Raw genomic sequence first — 13,697 nt, forward strand, 5'->3', positions numbered from 1 at the left:
TCAGGCATGGGACGAGTCGGGGGGACCAATGCCCTGTCCTCGTCGGTGGCGACCCACGTGCCGATGGTGCGCCCCGTCGGCGCCGGTCAGAGCGAGAACGGGCTCACCGGCGGGGCCGGCGGCGGCGTCCCTGCGGCCACCGGCGCCGGGGCGGGCGCGGCCTGAGCGGCGCGCCGCCGGGACCGTCGCCGGCCGAGCAGCACGAGCGGCGTGGCGATCAGGGCGAGGAACACCAGCCAGGGCAGCAGCACCCCCAGCACCAGGGCGAGCTCGCCCAACGTCGAGACGAGCGAGTGCCAGCCGGTGGCCAGCGCCGACGGGAACGAGCTCGGGCCAGAGTCGTCGTCGGCGGCGGGCGCCGGTGGCGCGGTGAGCGTGAGGGTGAGGGTCGACAGCGCCACCTGGTCGGCCATCCGGGTGCGCTCGGAGACCATCGCCTCCAGGTCGGACTGGCGCTGCCGCACCGCTTCCTCGGCGGCCATGATGTCGGCCGTCGTGGTGGCGTGGGCCAGCACGTCCTCCATCCGGGCCACCGACACCTGCTGTGCCTTGATCCGGGCGTCGAGGTCCTGCGCCGCGGCCGTCACGTCGTTCGTGCTGAGCGCGAGGGTCGAGACCGTGCCGAGCCCGCGGAGGGCGTCGATGACGGCGCTCACCTGGGTCGACGGGACGCGGACGGTGAGCGTCGCGGAGCCCGGGTCGTCGGCCGAACCGGCCTGCTCGGTACGGGCGTCGACGCGCCCGCCTGCCTTCTCGACGAGCGTGACCACGTCCGTGACGGTGCTCGTCGGGTGCTCGGTGACGAGGGTGAGGGTGCCCGTCGTGATGACCTGGCGGTCCGCCGCGGTCCCGGAGGTGGCGCCGTCGCCGGTGGTGCCCGCGTCCTGGTCGGACTGGGCTGCCGCACCCTGGCCACCGGCGACCGAGCCGGAGCCGGCTGCAGCACCACCGTCCGAGCCGGAGTCGGCGGTACCGCCCGCTGCCGAGCACCCGGCGACCAGCACGAGTGCACCGGCCAGCAGTGCCACCAGCCGCACCCGGTGGTGGCCCGTGGATCTCGTCCGTCCCGTCATGACGCCCCCTTCGCGCGGGGGTCACCGACTCCCGACCCCTGTGCCCTGACTGTGTCAGGGAAGGCACCGACCTTGCGTCACGTGCCGGCGGCAGCCTGGGAACGATCCGGTCACGTGGCGTGCGACCAGGAGACACCCGTCCACCTGCCCGCTCACCGCAGGGGTGAGCAGGCCGGTGAGCAGGCCGGACGTACCGGCTGGGCGTGTCGGCGGCCGATCAGACCAGGTCGAGCTCGGCGACCCCGTCGGCCGCAGGCACGGCACGGTCGCCGGTCGCGAGCGACCAGGCCGTCGCGGCCGGGCCCTCGGCACGCAACCGGTCGCCGGTGCGGCGCACCGTGAACCGGGCGTCGGCCCGGCCCTCGCGACCGGGCACCAGCACCTGCCGCACGTCGCCGTCGGCCAGGCCGAACGCGGTGAGGGTGACGCCGTCGGCCCAGTCGTAGTCCGGCCGCGAGGTCTGCGCGCCCAGCGGCAGCACCGTGCCCGGCCGCACGAGCACCGGCAACGAGTCGGTGGCGTGCACCTGGTGCACCCAGCGCGGCCCGGTGAGGGTCGACCCGTCGAGCAGCGACGTCCAGGTGCCCTCCGGCACGTAGACGTCCACCTCGCCGTCGGCGTCGAGCACCGGGGCCACGAGCAGGGAGTCGCCCAGCATGTACTGGGTCTCGGCGGACAGCGCCGACCGGTCGTCACCGAACTCCAGCAGCATGTGCCGCAGCACGGGGGTGCCGTCGGTGTGCGCCTCGTCCGCGACCCGTGCCAGGTACGGCATGAGCCGGTGCTTGAGATGGGTGAACGTCCGCGTGATGTCGACGGCCTCCTCGTCGAACGCCCACGGCACCCGCACCGAGCCCGAGCCGTGCAGCCGCGAGTGCGAGGACAGCATCCCGAAGGCCAGCCAGCGCTTGAACACCAGCGGGTCCGGCGTGCCCTCGAAACCGCCGATGTCGTGGCTCCAGAAGCCGAACCCGGACAGCCCGAGGGACAGCCCGCCGCGCAGCGTCTCGGCCATCGAGGCGAAGGTCGAGTCGTTGTCACCGCCCCAGTGCACCGGGAACTGCTGGCCGCCGGCCGTGGCGGACCGGGCGAACAGCACGGCCTCGCCCTCGCCCTTGACGTCCTTGAGCGTCTCGAAGACCGTCCGGTTGTACAGGTGCGTGTAGTAGTTGTGCATCCGCTCGACGTCGCCGCCGTCGTGGTAGACGACGTCGGTCGACGGGATGCGCTCGCCGAAGTCCGTCTTGAAGCAGTCGACGCCCATGGCGAGCAGCTCACGCAGGTACCCGGCGTACCAGTCGCACGCCGCCGGGTTGGTGAAGTCGACGAGCGCCATCCCGGCCTGCCACAGGTCCCACTGCCACACCGACCCGTCGGGCCGGCGCACCAGGTAGCCCTTCTCCTTGCCCTCGGTGAACAGCCGTGAGCGCTGGGCGATGTACGGGTTGATCCAGACGCAGATCTTCAGGCCCTTGGCCTTGAGCCGGGCGAGCATGCCCGCCGGGTCCGGGAAGGTCGCCGGGTCCCACACGAAGTCGGTCCAGTGGAACTCGCGCATCCAGAAGCAGTCGAAGTGGAACACCGACAGCGGCAGGTCGCGCTCGGCCATCCCGTCGACGAACGACGTGACCGTCGCCTCGTCGTACGACGTGGTGAACGACGTGGTGAGCCACAGGCCGAAGGACCAGGCCGGCACCTTCGGGGCGCGGCCGGACAGTGCGGTGTAGCGGCGCAGCACGTCCTTGGCGCTCGGGCCGTCGATGACCAGGTACTCCAGCACCTGGCCGGGCACGGAGAACTGGGTGCGCTCGACCGCCTCGGAGCCGATCTCGAAGGAGACCTTGCCGGGGTGGTCGACGAGCACGCCGTAGCCGCGCGAGCTGAGGAAGAACGGGATGTTCTTGTACGCCTGCTCGCTCGAGGTGCCGCCGTCCAGGTTCCAGATGTCGACGCTCTGCCCGTTCTTGACCACTGGCCCGAAGCGCTCGCCGAGCCCGTAGATGAGCTCGCCCGGGGTGATCGTCAGCTGTTCGTGCACGAAGTCCCGGCCCGCGTCGTCGGTGACCGCGGCCACGGAGCGCGACGTGCTCGCGGTGAGCAGCCGGCCGGCCGAGCGGAACTCGACGTGCCAGCCCAGCCCCAGCCGGACGCTCACCTCCAGGTCGCCGGCGGTGAGCCGGCCGCCCTCGCCGTCGGCCTCGACGGTCGCGGTGAAGCCCGCGTCGCCGGTCAGCTCGAACCGGGGGTGCGGCGGCAGCCCGCCGTCGTGGTGCGCGATCCGGGTCCGCACCACACCGGGGGCGGGGGAGGAGTAGGTGACCGTGAGCAGCGGGGCGTTGAGGGTGTCGCCGCGTCCGCGGATCTGGTGGGTGGTGGCGAACACCGTGAGGGTGCCCGCCGCCGGGTCGGCGACGATGTCGCGGACCTCGGTCGCGCGCAGCACGGTGTAGCCGTCTGGCAGCTGCCAGTAGCCGTCGGAGAACTTCATGGTGCGAGAGCCCTTCTGAGATCGGTCGGACGGCTACTTCACGGCGCCGGCGGTCACCCCACGGGTGAGCGTGCGCTGGAAGATGAGGAAGAAGATCAAGGTCGGGACCAGGGAGACCAGGGCGCCGGCGTTGAGCGTGGGCACGTCGAGCATGCGGTCGCCCTGCAACGAGGCCAGGGCGATGGGCACGGTCTGCGAACCGGGTGTGGTGAGCATGACCAGCGGGATGAAGAACTCGTTCCAGGTCCAGATGAAGAAGAAGATCATGAGGACCGACAGCGTCGGGCGCACGATCGGGAAGACGACCTTCCACAGGATCGTCCAGGAGTTCGCCCCGTCGAGGGCCGCCGCCTCGAGCAGCGCTGGCGGGAAGGTGCCCAGCACCGAGGCGAGCAGGTAGGTGCCGAACGCCGACTGGATGACGGTGAAGATGATGACGATCGACCAGCCGGAGTTGTTGAGCCCGACCTGCTGAGCCATCGTGTAGAGCGGGTAGAGCAGGACCTCCTGCGGCAGCATGTTGGCCAGCAGGAACGCCATCACGATCCACATCCGCCCGCGCACGCGCCCGATGCCGATGGCGTAGGCGGTGAGCAGCGACAGTGCGGTGCCCAGCACGGCGACGGCGCCGGACGTCCAGATCGAGTTCCAGAGCTTGACCGGGAAGTCCACGGCGTTCCAGAACTTGACGAGGCCGTCGGTGTAGAGCGAGGTCGGCAGCGTGAGCGGGCCGCCGGAGGAGTACTGCGCCGGGTCCTTGAAGGCGTTGATCACCATGAGGATGAACGGCGCGAGCATGAGCACCGCGACGATCGCGGCGCCGGCCAGGACGAACCAGCGGAGCACGCCGCGGTGGTGCCGGTCCTTCGGCTGCCCGACGACGGGCGCGGCGGCGGTGAGCGTGGTCGAGGTCATGTCAGACGCCTTCCTGTTCGCGCCGCTCCGAGCGGGCCTGCAGCAGCTGGATGACGAGGGCCACGACGATGATCACGAGGGTGAGGACGGTCGCGACGGCCGCGCCGTAGCCGACCTTGGACTTGTCGAAGAAGTTGAGGAACGAGTAGTAGCTCGGCACGAGCGTCGAGCTCTCCGGCCCGCCCCGGGTCAGCACGTAGATCGGGGCGAACACCTTGAGCGCCGCGATGGTGCAGGTCAGCGTGATGACGAAGGTCTCCGGCTTGATCTGCGGGATGGTGATGGCGCGGAACCGGCGGAACCAGCCGGCGCCGTCCAGCTCGGCGGCCTCGTACAGCTCGGGATCCACCCGCTGCAGCGCGGACATGAAGATGACCGTCGGGTAGCCGATCTGGATCCAGACCAGCACGAGCATGACCGCAGGCAGCGCCAGGTCCGGGTTGCCGAGCCAGTTGGGTGGGTCGGTGACCCCCAGGCTGCGCAGGATCTGGTTGAGCGCGCCGGTCTCGGCGTTGAAGATCCAGTTCCACACGATGCCGGCGATGGCGACGGGCAGGATCTGCGGCAGGTAGTAGGTGGCCCGCAGGAACGAGGCGGTGCGTGAGCCGATGTGCTTGCCGATGTAGTCGAAGAGCACCGCGGCGAGCACGAGGCCGATGACCGTCGGCAGGACGACCATCGCCAGGATCATCCACAGCGAGTTCTGGAACGAGTGCCAGAACGCCTGGTCGTGCATGAGCGCGGTGTAGTTGTCCAGCCCGACCCAGATCTTGGGTGCGAGGCCGCCCTTCCACTTGTGGAGGGAGTACCAGAGGTTGAGCGCGAAGGGGATGAGGATGATCACCGTGAGCGCCACGGCGCCGGGGATCAGGTAGAGCCAGTAGACGCGCCGCGATCGGCGGCGGTGGAGCGCGACGGTCTGCACCGCCATCTCGATCACCTGCTCGGTTCGTCGAAGGGTGGGGGTGTGCGGGGCCCCGCCCCACGGCGGGGCCCCGCACACCTGCGGTCACTACTTGCCGGTGATGTCCTTCTTGCCGGACTCGTAGTACGTGCCGAGGGCGGACAGGGCGTCCGTCGGCGACTTCGACCCGTTGATGATCGTCTGACCGAAGCTGACGACCTGGTCGTAGAAGCCCGCGACCGGCCAGTCGGGGTAGAAGGCCAGGCCGTCGTCCTTCACGACCGTGCCCCAGTTGTCGGTGAGGGTCTTGACCTGCGGGTCGGTGATCGAGCTGGTGTCAGCGGCGACGGGCAGGCCGCCCTTCTGCGCCATGACGTCCTGGGCCTTGGCACCGAGCGCGGTGTTGATGAACTCGGCGGCGAGGTCGTGCTGCTTGGAGTTGCTCGGGATGACCAGCAGGTTGCCGGACGAGCCGGCGTTGAGGGAGTTGCCCGGGAACAGCATCTGGCCCATCGAGAACTTGACCTCGGTGTTGAGCCGGCCGAACCACCACGAGCCGGAGACCATGATCGGGTAGGTGCCTGCGATGAACGAGGTGCCCATGTCCTCGGCCTTGAGGCCGGAGGCGTCCTTCGAGACGTAGCCCTTGCTCACCCAGTCGGCGAGGTCCTGGGTGCCCTGCGCGAGCGGGCCGGAGGTCCAGGAGACGTCGTTCTTGAACAGCTGGAAGTTGTCGACGAACGACCGGTCGGCGTGCGACAGCACGAGCTGGTACCACAGCTGGCCCAGCGGGTACTCGGCGCCGGCCGTGGCGACCGGGGTGATGCCCTTGGCGACGAACGCGTCCATCGCGGAGGTGAGCTCGGCCTTGGTCGTCGGGACGGGGATGCCGTTCGCGGCGAACATGTCCTTGTTGTAGTAGACGGTGACGTACTCGCCGTAGGTCGGGACGCCGTACCAGTTGCCCGAGCCCATGAGGCCGTTCTCGTCGTACTTGGCCGTGGTCTGCAGCGAGGACGGCAGGGTGGTGTCCCAGCCGTACTTCGTGGAGTAGTCCGTCAGGTCGGTGAGCAGCCCCTGGGAGGCGAGCTGACCGGCGGTGCCGTTGCCCTTGTTGTACTCCATGACGTCCGGCACGTCCTGGCCGGCCAGCACGATCTTGGCGTTCTTCTGCAGCTGCTCGAACGTCTGCTTCTCGACCTTGACGGTCACGTTCGGGTGCTCGGTCTGGAACTGGTCGATGGCGGCCTTCCACGACAGGTTCATCGCGGAGTCGTCGCCCTCGTAGTGCCAGAACGTGAGGGTCGTCGGCCCGCTCGACGTCGACGTGGACGACGATCCGCCGCCTGAGGAGCACGCGGCCAGGGAGAGGGCCAGCAACGCGGAGACCGCGATCGCTGAGGTGCGGGTGGAACTCTTCATCGGATTCCTTCCTTCGGGCGGCTCGTCGGCGAGTCGCGGGTGCGGGGCGGGGAAGACTCAGGGGACCGGGACCGGTCCGGTGGTGGACTGGGGGTGCAGGGCGCACCGCAGGTTGGTGCCGCCGGTGGTGGTGCGGCCCTCGATGAGGTCGAGCAGACCGCGCACCGCGAGCCGGCCCTGGTCGGGGCCGGGTGCGGCGAGGAAGCTCAGCGGGCGGTCGTACATCTGCGAGATGTCCTCGGCGATGGCGACCGCGAGCACCGAGAAGTCGCGGGGTACCTGCAGGTCGGCCTCGCGCAGCGCGGAGGCGACCCCGAACAGGGCGAGCTCGTTCATCACGATGAGCGCGGTGAGGTCCCGGTGGCTGGCGAGCAGCTCGGTGCCGACCCGGCGGCCGGCCGGCGGGGTGACGTCGCAGGCCACGGTGAGCGGGTCGAGCCCGTGCTCCGTCATGGCCGCGACGTAGGCGTCGCGCGCTCGCACCGCGGGGCCGTAGTGCGTGTCGAGCTGGGCCTGCGACCGGTTGAGGAAGGCGATCGAGCGGTGGCCGAGGCCCCAGAGGTGCTCGACGGCCTGGGTGAGCGCGTCCTCGAAGTCGATGTCGACCCAGACCCGGTCGCCGGGGTCCTGGGTGCGCCCGATCATGGCGCACGGCACGCCGACGGACTCGACGGCCTCGATGCGGGGGTCGTCGAGCGCGACCTCCATGAGCAGCACGCCGTCGGCGGTGCGTTGGCCGGCGAGCTCGCGCAGCACCTCGGGCTCGGTGCTGTCGACCGGCCACAGCACGAGCTCGTACCCGGACTCGCGGGCGGCCTCGACGGCGCCGCGCACGATGTCGTTGAGGGTGGCGCCCAGTGCGACGCCGTAGGTGGGGTAGGCGAGGGCGAGGACGTGGGTGCGGCGGGCCGCCAGCGCCCGGGCCGCGGCGTGCCTGCGGAAGCCGAGCTCGGCCATCGCGGCCTCGATGCGGGCGCGGGTCGCGGCGGAGACGGGGCGCTTGCCGGTGAGCGTGTAGGACACGGTCGACAGCGACACCCCGGCGAGGTTCGCCACGTCCTGCATCGTCGCCATCGCGAGCTCCCCATTGAGGTCGAAGCGCTTCGACGAAGCGCTTCGACAGAGTATGGGCGCGCTCGCCGACGCCGTCAACCGGCGACGGGCCACCGCAGCGCGCCGTGACCGAACCGTGTCCGACGACCAGGCACGATGGGGGCATGCAGCCACCACGCACCGCCCTGGTCACCGGTGCCGGCCGGGGGATCGGTGCCGCCGTCGCGGCCCATCTGGCCCGGGCTGGCTACCGCCTCGCCCTGCTCGGACGCACCCGCGCCCACCTCGAGGACGTCGCCGCGAGCCTGGCCGCGCACGGCTCGGACGCGCTCGTGCTCGCCGTCGACGTGCTCGACGCACCCGCGGTGCGCACCGCTGTCGCGCAGGCCGAGCAGCACCTGGACGGGATCGGCCTGCTCGTCAACAACGCGGGCGTGATCGAGCACGACGAGGCCGACTTCGTCGGCACCGACCTGGACGACACCTGGCGCGTCATCGAGACCAACGTGCGCGGCCCGCTCGTCGTCACCCACGCCGTGCTGCCCGCGATGCTCGCCCGCGGGTCGGGGCGCGTGCTCAACATCAACTCCGGCTCCGGGCACCGGCCGCAGGACGCCTACACCGGCTACGCGATCAGCAAGGGTGCGCTCGCCCGGTTCACCACCCAGCTCGACCGGCAGTACCGGGCCGCCGGGCTGCGGGTGCTCGACCTGGCGCCCGGCGTCGTGGCCACCTCGATGACCTCAGGGATGCCGGTGCACGCCGACCGCACCCAGTGGACCGACCCGGCCGACGTCGGTGAGCTCGTGCGGGCCTTCGGCGACGGCGAGCTCGACGAGCTGTCTGGCCGGTTCGTGCGCGCCGGCGTCGACACGGTCGACTGGCTGCGGGCGCGGGCGGCGGCGATCGTGGCCGCCGACGCGCGCACGCTGCGCCTCGTCGGGGTCGGACCCGACGACCCGGTGGCCTGAGGCCGAGAGCTCCGGGCCTCGGGGTCCGGAGCCCGAGGCGCCCCGACTCCTCAGCCCGACTCGGGGTCGCCCATGAGCTGGGCGACGTGGTCCGGCACGTAGGTCGACAGCTCGCGCGGCGGGCGCACGTAGCCGCTCGACTGCGGCGGGCGCTTCGGCAGGTCGATGGGCGTCGGGTCCACCGGGGTGTACGGGATGGTCGACAGCAGGTGCGAGATCATGTTGAGCCGCGCGTGCTTCTTCACGTCCGACTCCACGACGTACCACGGGCTGGTCGGGGTGTCGGTGTGCACCATCATCTCGTCCTTGGCGCGGGAGTAGTCTTCCCAGCGCTTGATGGACTCCAGGTCCATCGGCGACAGCTTCCACTGGCGCACCGGGTCCTTGAGCCGGGACCTGAACCGGCGCAGCTGCTCGTCGTCGGAGACCGAGAACCAGTACTTGCGCAGCAGGATCCCGTCCTCGAGGAGCATCTGCTCGAAGATCGGGGCCTGCCGCATGAACAGCGCGTACTCCGCCGGGGTGCAGAAACCCATCACCTTCTCGACACCGGCGCGGTTGTACCAGGACCGGTCGAACAGCACGATCTCGCCGGCGCTCGGCAGGTGCTCGACGTAGCGCTGGAAGTACCACTGGGTGCGCTCGCGCTCGGTCGGGGCCGGCAGCGCGGCGATGCGGGCGATGCGGGGCGACAGGTACTCGGTGATCCGCTTGATCGCACCGCCCTTGCCCGCGGCGTCGCGGCCCTCGAAGATCACGACCACCCGGGCGCCGGTGGCGGTGGTCCAGCGCTGCAGCTTGACGAGCTCGGACTGCAGCCGGAACAGCTCCGCCTCGTAGACGGAGTTCGAGATCTTCGGCGGACGAGACCCTGCCTTGTGCTTGCCCATGCCGGGACGGTACTCCGCCGGGGCGGCGGCGTCGCTGCAGGCCAGGGGGTGGGTCCCGGTGGGGTCAGAGCACGGGTGAGGTGAGCGCCGCGGGCACCGGCGCGCCGGCCTGCCGCAGCGCCGCGCGCAGTCGCTCACCGGCCTCGTCGAGCTCGGCCGGCGGCACGTCGGAGCGTGCGTTGGCGAACGTGAGCTCGCCCTCGCCCCACGCGGGCAGCACGTGCAGGTGCAGGTGCGGCACCTCGAACCCGGCGACGACGACGGCGGCCCGGCTCGTGGGCCAGGCGGCCTCCTGCGCGCGGCCGATCTCGGCCGTCACGGCGGTGAGGTGGGTGAGCAGGTCGGCCGGTGCGTCGGTGAACCGTGCGACCGGCTCCCGGGGGACCACGAGCGTGTGCCCGGCGCTGATCGGCGCGATGGTGAGGAATGCGACGCACTGCTCGTCGGCCCAGACGAACCGGCCCGGCAGGTCGCCGGCGATGATGAGCTCGAAGACGGTTGCCATGGTGGCCACGCTACCCAGTCGCCACGGCGGTCACGGCTACCCGCCCGCGCGTTCATGGCCGAGGGCGGCCAGGGCGAGCACCGTCGACCAGTTGCGTGCGGTGCCCGTGCGGCCGGCGGCCCGCGACAGCACGTCGAGCGTGAGCCGGCTGCGACCCTGCCCGTCGGGGTACCAGACGTAGGCCTCCTGGCCGGACCACGTCACCTGCTCGGCGTCGACCCTTGCCGGATCGACGACGGCGTCGGGTGGCACCGGGCCGTCGAACGCCACGAGTGCGACCTTCGACGGGGTGGCCGCCGCTTGCTCGGGGTAGGGCAGCCGCGCGACCGCCGCGTCCCAGGCCGCCAGGTCGCGGGCGACCACCCGCACCTCGAACCCGGTGAGGTCCGTGAGTGCGGCCTCCAGCGCCGCGGCCAGCGCGGGCGGTTCGCGGTCGGTGACCGCGACCAGGTTCCCGCTCGCCAGGTACGTGGTCACCGCGGTGCAGCCCAGGCTGCCGGCCACCGCGCGCAGGTCGGCCGAGCGCAACGTGCGGCCGCCGACGTTGACGGCCCGCACGAGGGCGACCGCGACGGTCACAGGTAGCGCAGCGGGTCGAACTCGGCCAGCGGGATGATCCGCAGCCGCGGGAGCTGGACGTTGAACGCGCCGACGTCGTGCTCCAGGTCGTACACCGAGAGGTCGAGCGCGGTGAGCGCGGAGCTGGTGAACTCCCGGAACGCCAGCAGACCGACCTGGCGGTCGTCGGCGACGAGCCGCTCCAGCTCCGGTGCGAAGTCGCCGTCGTGGCTGCCGAGCAGCACGTCACCACCGCGTTCGGCGATCGCGTCGAGCATCCGCTTGATGCCGATGTCGACGACCTTCTCGTGCGCCTCGCCGGACAGCGGCACCGGGGTGAAGCCGATCGCCAGCAGGGCCTGCACGAACGACATCGGCATGAAGCCGGAGGAGGCGTTGAGGAAGAAGAGCGGCCGGACCGGCTGGGACCAGACCTGCTCGGCGAACGCGAGCACCCGCTCCCAGCGAGGCCGCTGGTCCGGGGTCGGCCGCCCGCCGAGGATGGAGGACCCCAGCGTCGCGTCGAGGTTCTCGCCGTCGACGAGCAGGTAGGTGGTCCGTGCCGCGCCGTCGCTCATGCTGCCAGCGTATCGAGGCGCCCGTCGTCGGCCAGACTGTGCGGGTGCTGGACGGAGGATCGTGATGGCTGCGGTGGACGTGCGGGCGGCGGTGGCCGCCTGGGAGGCGCTGTTCGCGGCGCAGAGCAAGCTGCTGCGCAGGTTCGAACGCGAGGAGGTGTGGGGCGACCTCACGCTGCGCGAGTACGACGTGCTCTACACGCTCACCGGTTTCGAGGACCGCACCGCGCGGCTGCGAGACCTCGCCGAGGCCACCTACCTGCCGCAGCCGAGCCTGTCGCGGATCGTCGACCGGCTCGCTGCCGCAGCTCTGGTCAGCAAGGAACCGGTGCCGGACGACGCCCGGGGGGTGGCCGTGCGGCTCACCGACGAGGGCCTCGCGGTGCAGCGCGACGTCGGACGTCGCCACGCCCGGTCGATCGGCGAGCACGTCGGCAGTGCGCTGGAGGCCGACGAGCTCGCCGAGCTGCAACGGCTGTGCGACAAGCTGCGGGCGGCCTGAGATGGCCGTCGTCATGGGACGGGTGTGCCGCCGCGCGCCCCGGCAGGACCTTGGTTCCTGGCTGCGGGGGCCGGGTCGTGGCCTCCGGTGGAACCACGTAGCCGAGACCGCCGCCTGGGACTTCCGACCTAGGAATCGGACATACCGCACCGGAGACGATGGGCGTCGGCCCACCGGTCCATCGGTGCGGCTCAGAGGTTCTGCGAAGGGGGCGACCCGATGAACGTGCTGGTCGCCGTCGCGTCCCGGCATGGGGCGACCTGGGAGATCGGCGCCGCCATCACCTCGGTGCTCGCCGCCCGGGGCCACCGCGCGGACCTGCAGGAGCCGGCCCAGGTGAGCACCCTGGCCGGGTACGACGCCGCCGTCGTCGGCTCGGCTGTCTACCTGACGAGCCTGCTGCCCGATGCGCGGGACCTGGTCGAGCGGCTCGGCACGGAGCTTGCGGCCCGCCCGCTGTGGCTGTTCGCCTCGGGCCTCGCCTCGCCGACGAGCGGTGCCCGGACCACGTCCGAGCTGGCCGCGCTCGGCGAACGCCTCGGGGCCCGCGACAACCGGCTGTTCCGCGGTCGTCTGGAGCGCGCCGGGCTGAGCTTCGCCGAGCGGGTGGCCGCCGCTGGGGTGCTCAACCGCGAGGGCGACCACCGCGACTTCAGCGCCATCGAGCGCTGGGCCAGCACCATCGCCGACGAGCTCGAGCAGGTCCGCGTCGAACGGGCCCGCGCGACCGCCTGAGCGCCCGGCAGGGCCCCTCGGGCCCCGAGGTTGCCGGCTCGACCTGACAGCGCGTCGGGACAACGTCACGTCGTCCCAGGGCAGGTCAGGCGTCGGCCCGATGCCATGATCGACCGCGTGCCGCACCTGCTCGCGCCCTACGACGCCGTCCTGCTCGCCTCGTTCGGCGGCCCCGAGGGGCCCGAGGAGGTGATGCCCTACCTGCGCCGGGTGACGGCCGGGGCGCGGATCCCGGACGAGCGGCTCGAGATGGTCGCCGAGCACTACTACGCGCGCGGCGGCATCAGCCCGATCAACGCCCAGAACCGTGCGCTGCGGGCCGCGCTGGCGGCCGAGCTCGACCGGCGGGGCATCCCGGTGCCGGTGGTCTGGGGCAACCGGAACGCCGAGCCGTTCACCGCCCGCGCCCTCGACGAGGCGCTCGCGGCCGGTGCCACCCGCGTGCTCGCCCTCGTGACCAGCGCGTACGCCTCCTACTCGGGGTGCCGGCAGTACCGGGAGGACTTCGCCGCGGCGCTCGTCGACCGTCCCGTCGAGCTGGACAAGGTGCGCGCCTACTTCGACCACCCCGGCTTCGTCGAGGCGAACGTCGAGGCGGTGGTCGCCGCCTTCGCGCAGGCTCCGGAGCAGGCCCGGCTCGTGTTCGTCACGCACTCGATCCCGGACGCGATGCAGGAGGCCTCCACGGTCGACGGCCCCGGCTACGTGGAGCAGCACCTGGACGTGGCCGCCGTTGTCGCGGCGCAGGCCGGTGAGCGGCTGGGCCGGGTGCTCGACTGGGACCTGGCGTACTGCTCACGGTCGGGCCCGCCGTCGCAGCCGTGGCTCGAGCCCGACGTCAACACCCACCTCGAGGCGCTGGCCGCCGCCGGGGTGCGGGCCGTCGTGCTGTCGCCGATCGGCTTCGTGTCCGACCACATGGAGGTCGTGCACGACCTGGACACCGAGGCCGCCGACACCGCGGCCGGGCTCGGCATGCAGCTCGTGCGTGCGGCCACCGCCGGGACGCACCCGACCTTCGTCCGCGGGCTCGTCGACCTGCTGCTCGAGCGGGCCGCCGCCGAACGGGACCGGGCGGCCGGGCGACCGGTGGCCCCGCCCGT

General features: G+C 71.8%; 14 protein-coding genes. 4 read left to right on the plus strand and 10 right to left on the minus strand.

The window, feature by feature from the left end:
• Positions 1-86: 86 nt before the first annotated feature.
• From F2B26_RS03650 to F2B26_RS03675, 6 genes are all read right to left on the minus strand, one after another.
• Positions 87-1,073 carry a DUF4349 domain-containing protein gene (locus F2B26_RS03650; RefSeq protein WP_159806541.1) on the minus strand — a complete coding sequence of 329 codons (987 nt, stop codon included), beginning with the start codon at positions 1,071-1,073 and terminating at the stop codon, positions 87-89.
• Positions 1,074-1,290: 217 nt separating this feature from the next.
• Positions 1,291-3,561: an alpha-xylosidase gene (gene yicI, locus F2B26_RS03655; RefSeq protein ID WP_159806543.1), complete on the minus strand. Its 2,271-nt coding sequence runs from the start codon at positions 3,559-3,561 to the stop codon at positions 1,291-1,293.
• A gap of 33 nt (positions 3,562-3,594) precedes the next feature.
• Positions 3,595-4,476 (minus strand): carbohydrate ABC transporter permease, encoded by an 882-nt coding sequence (locus F2B26_RS03660; protein WP_159806545.1) that lies wholly within the window; start codon positions 4,474-4,476, stop codon positions 3,595-3,597.
• A 1-nt stretch (position 4,477) separates the two neighbouring features.
• Positions 4,478-5,407, minus strand: coding sequence for a carbohydrate ABC transporter permease (locus F2B26_RS03665; RefSeq protein ID WP_159806547.1), 930 nt, complete (start codon positions 5,405-5,407; stop codon positions 4,478-4,480).
• An 81-nt stretch (positions 5,408-5,488) separates the two neighbouring features.
• Positions 5,489-6,802: an ABC transporter substrate-binding protein gene (locus tag F2B26_RS03670; RefSeq protein WP_159806549.1), complete on the minus strand. Its 1,314-nt coding sequence runs from the start codon at positions 6,800-6,802 to the stop codon at positions 5,489-5,491.
• Between the two features lie 57 nt (positions 6,803-6,859).
• Positions 6,860-7,876, minus strand: coding sequence for a LacI family DNA-binding transcriptional regulator (locus F2B26_RS03675; RefSeq protein WP_159806551.1), 1,017 nt, complete (start codon positions 7,874-7,876; stop codon positions 6,860-6,862).
• A gap of 143 nt (positions 7,877-8,019) precedes the next feature.
• Between F2B26_RS03675 and F2B26_RS03680 the strand changes: the two genes are divergently transcribed.
• A complete protein-coding gene (locus F2B26_RS03680; protein WP_159806553.1) occupies positions 8,020-8,826 on the plus strand; it encodes an SDR family NAD(P)-dependent oxidoreductase in 807 nt (268 codons plus the stop codon).
• Between the two features lie 50 nt (positions 8,827-8,876).
• Here F2B26_RS03680 and ppk2 read toward each other — a convergent pair whose 3' ends face one another.
• The 4 genes from ppk2 to F2B26_RS03700 form a co-directional block, all read right to left on the minus strand.
• Positions 8,877-9,716, minus strand: a complete 840-nt coding sequence (gene ppk2, locus F2B26_RS03685) for a polyphosphate kinase 2 (RefSeq protein WP_159806555.1) — start codon at positions 9,714-9,716, stop codon at positions 8,877-8,879.
• 64 nt (positions 9,717-9,780) lie between these two features.
• Positions 9,781-10,221, minus strand: a complete 441-nt coding sequence (locus F2B26_RS03690) for an HIT family protein (protein WP_159806557.1) — start codon at positions 10,219-10,221, stop codon at positions 9,781-9,783.
• Between the two features lie 36 nt (positions 10,222-10,257).
• Complete coding sequence (locus F2B26_RS03695; protein WP_159806559.1) at positions 10,258-10,800, minus strand: DUF1697 domain-containing protein; 543 nt, start codon at positions 10,798-10,800, stop codon at positions 10,258-10,260.
• Positions 10,797-11,357: an NYN domain-containing protein gene (locus F2B26_RS03700; RefSeq protein WP_159806561.1), complete on the minus strand. Its 561-nt coding sequence runs from the start codon at positions 11,355-11,357 to the stop codon at positions 10,797-10,799. The genes F2B26_RS03695 and F2B26_RS03700 overlap by 4 nt, the downstream gene beginning before the upstream one ends.
• Before the next feature lie 64 nt (positions 11,358-11,421).
• Here F2B26_RS03700 and F2B26_RS03705 point away from each other — a divergent pair, with 64 nt between their 5' ends.
• The 3 genes from F2B26_RS03705 to F2B26_RS03715 form a co-directional block, all read left to right on the plus strand.
• The gene (locus F2B26_RS03705; RefSeq protein WP_159806563.1) at positions 11,422-11,859 is read left to right on the plus strand and encodes a MarR family winged helix-turn-helix transcriptional regulator; all 438 of its coding nucleotides are present in this window, start codon (positions 11,422-11,424) and stop codon (positions 11,857-11,859) included.
• Between the two features lie 219 nt (positions 11,860-12,078).
• Positions 12,079-12,594 (plus strand): flavodoxin domain-containing protein, encoded by a 516-nt coding sequence (locus F2B26_RS03710; protein ID WP_159806565.1) that lies wholly within the window; start codon positions 12,079-12,081, stop codon positions 12,592-12,594.
• A 105-nt stretch (positions 12,595-12,699) separates the two neighbouring features.
• Positions 12,700-13,697: ferrochelatase (locus tag F2B26_RS03715; protein WP_159806567.1), on the plus strand; the 998-nt coding region annotated here is incomplete at its 3' end.

The sequence above is a fragment of the Cellulomonas citrea genome (genome assembly GCF_009829685.1).
Taxonomy (GTDB): Bacteria; Actinomycetota; Actinomycetes; order Actinomycetales; family Cellulomonadaceae; genus Cellulomonas; species Cellulomonas citrea.

Coding starts and splice junctions, on each gene's coding strand:
- F2B26_RS03650 (WP_159806541.1), bottom strand. CDS start 1,073: ATGACGGGACGGACGAGATCCACGGGCCACCACCGGGTGCGGCTGGTG.
- yicI (WP_159806543.1), bottom strand. CDS start 3,561: ATGAAGTTCTCCGACGGCTACTGGCAGCTGCCAGACGGCTACACCGTG.
- F2B26_RS03660 (WP_159806545.1), bottom strand. CDS start 4,476: ATGACCTCGACCACGCTCACCGCCGCCGCGCCCGTCGTCGGGCAGCCG.
- F2B26_RS03665 (WP_159806547.1), bottom strand. CDS start 5,407: ATGGCGGTGCAGACCGTCGCGCTCCACCGCCGCCGATCGCGGCGCGTC.
- F2B26_RS03670 (WP_159806549.1), bottom strand. CDS start 6,802: ATGAAGAGTTCCACCCGCACCTCAGCGATCGCGGTCTCCGCGTTGCTG.
- F2B26_RS03675 (WP_159806551.1), bottom strand. CDS start 7,876: ATGGCGACGATGCAGGACGTGGCGAACCTCGCCGGGGTGTCGCTGTCG.
- F2B26_RS03680 (WP_159806553.1), top strand. CDS start 8,020: ATGCAGCCACCACGCACCGCCCTGGTCACCGGTGCCGGCCGGGGGATC.
- ppk2 (WP_159806555.1), bottom strand. CDS start 9,716: ATGGGCAAGCACAAGGCAGGGTCTCGTCCGCCGAAGATCTCGAACTCC.
- F2B26_RS03690 (WP_159806557.1), bottom strand. CDS start 10,221: ATGGCAACCGTCTTCGAGCTCATCATCGCCGGCGACCTGCCGGGCCGG.
- F2B26_RS03700 (WP_159806561.1), bottom strand. CDS start 11,357: ATGAGCGACGGCGCGGCACGGACCACCTACCTGCTCGTCGACGGCGAG.
- F2B26_RS03705 (WP_159806563.1), top strand. CDS start 11,422: ATGGCTGCGGTGGACGTGCGGGCGGCGGTGGCCGCCTGGGAGGCGCTG.
- F2B26_RS03710 (WP_159806565.1), top strand. CDS start 12,079: ATGAACGTGCTGGTCGCCGTCGCGTCCCGGCATGGGGCGACCTGGGAG.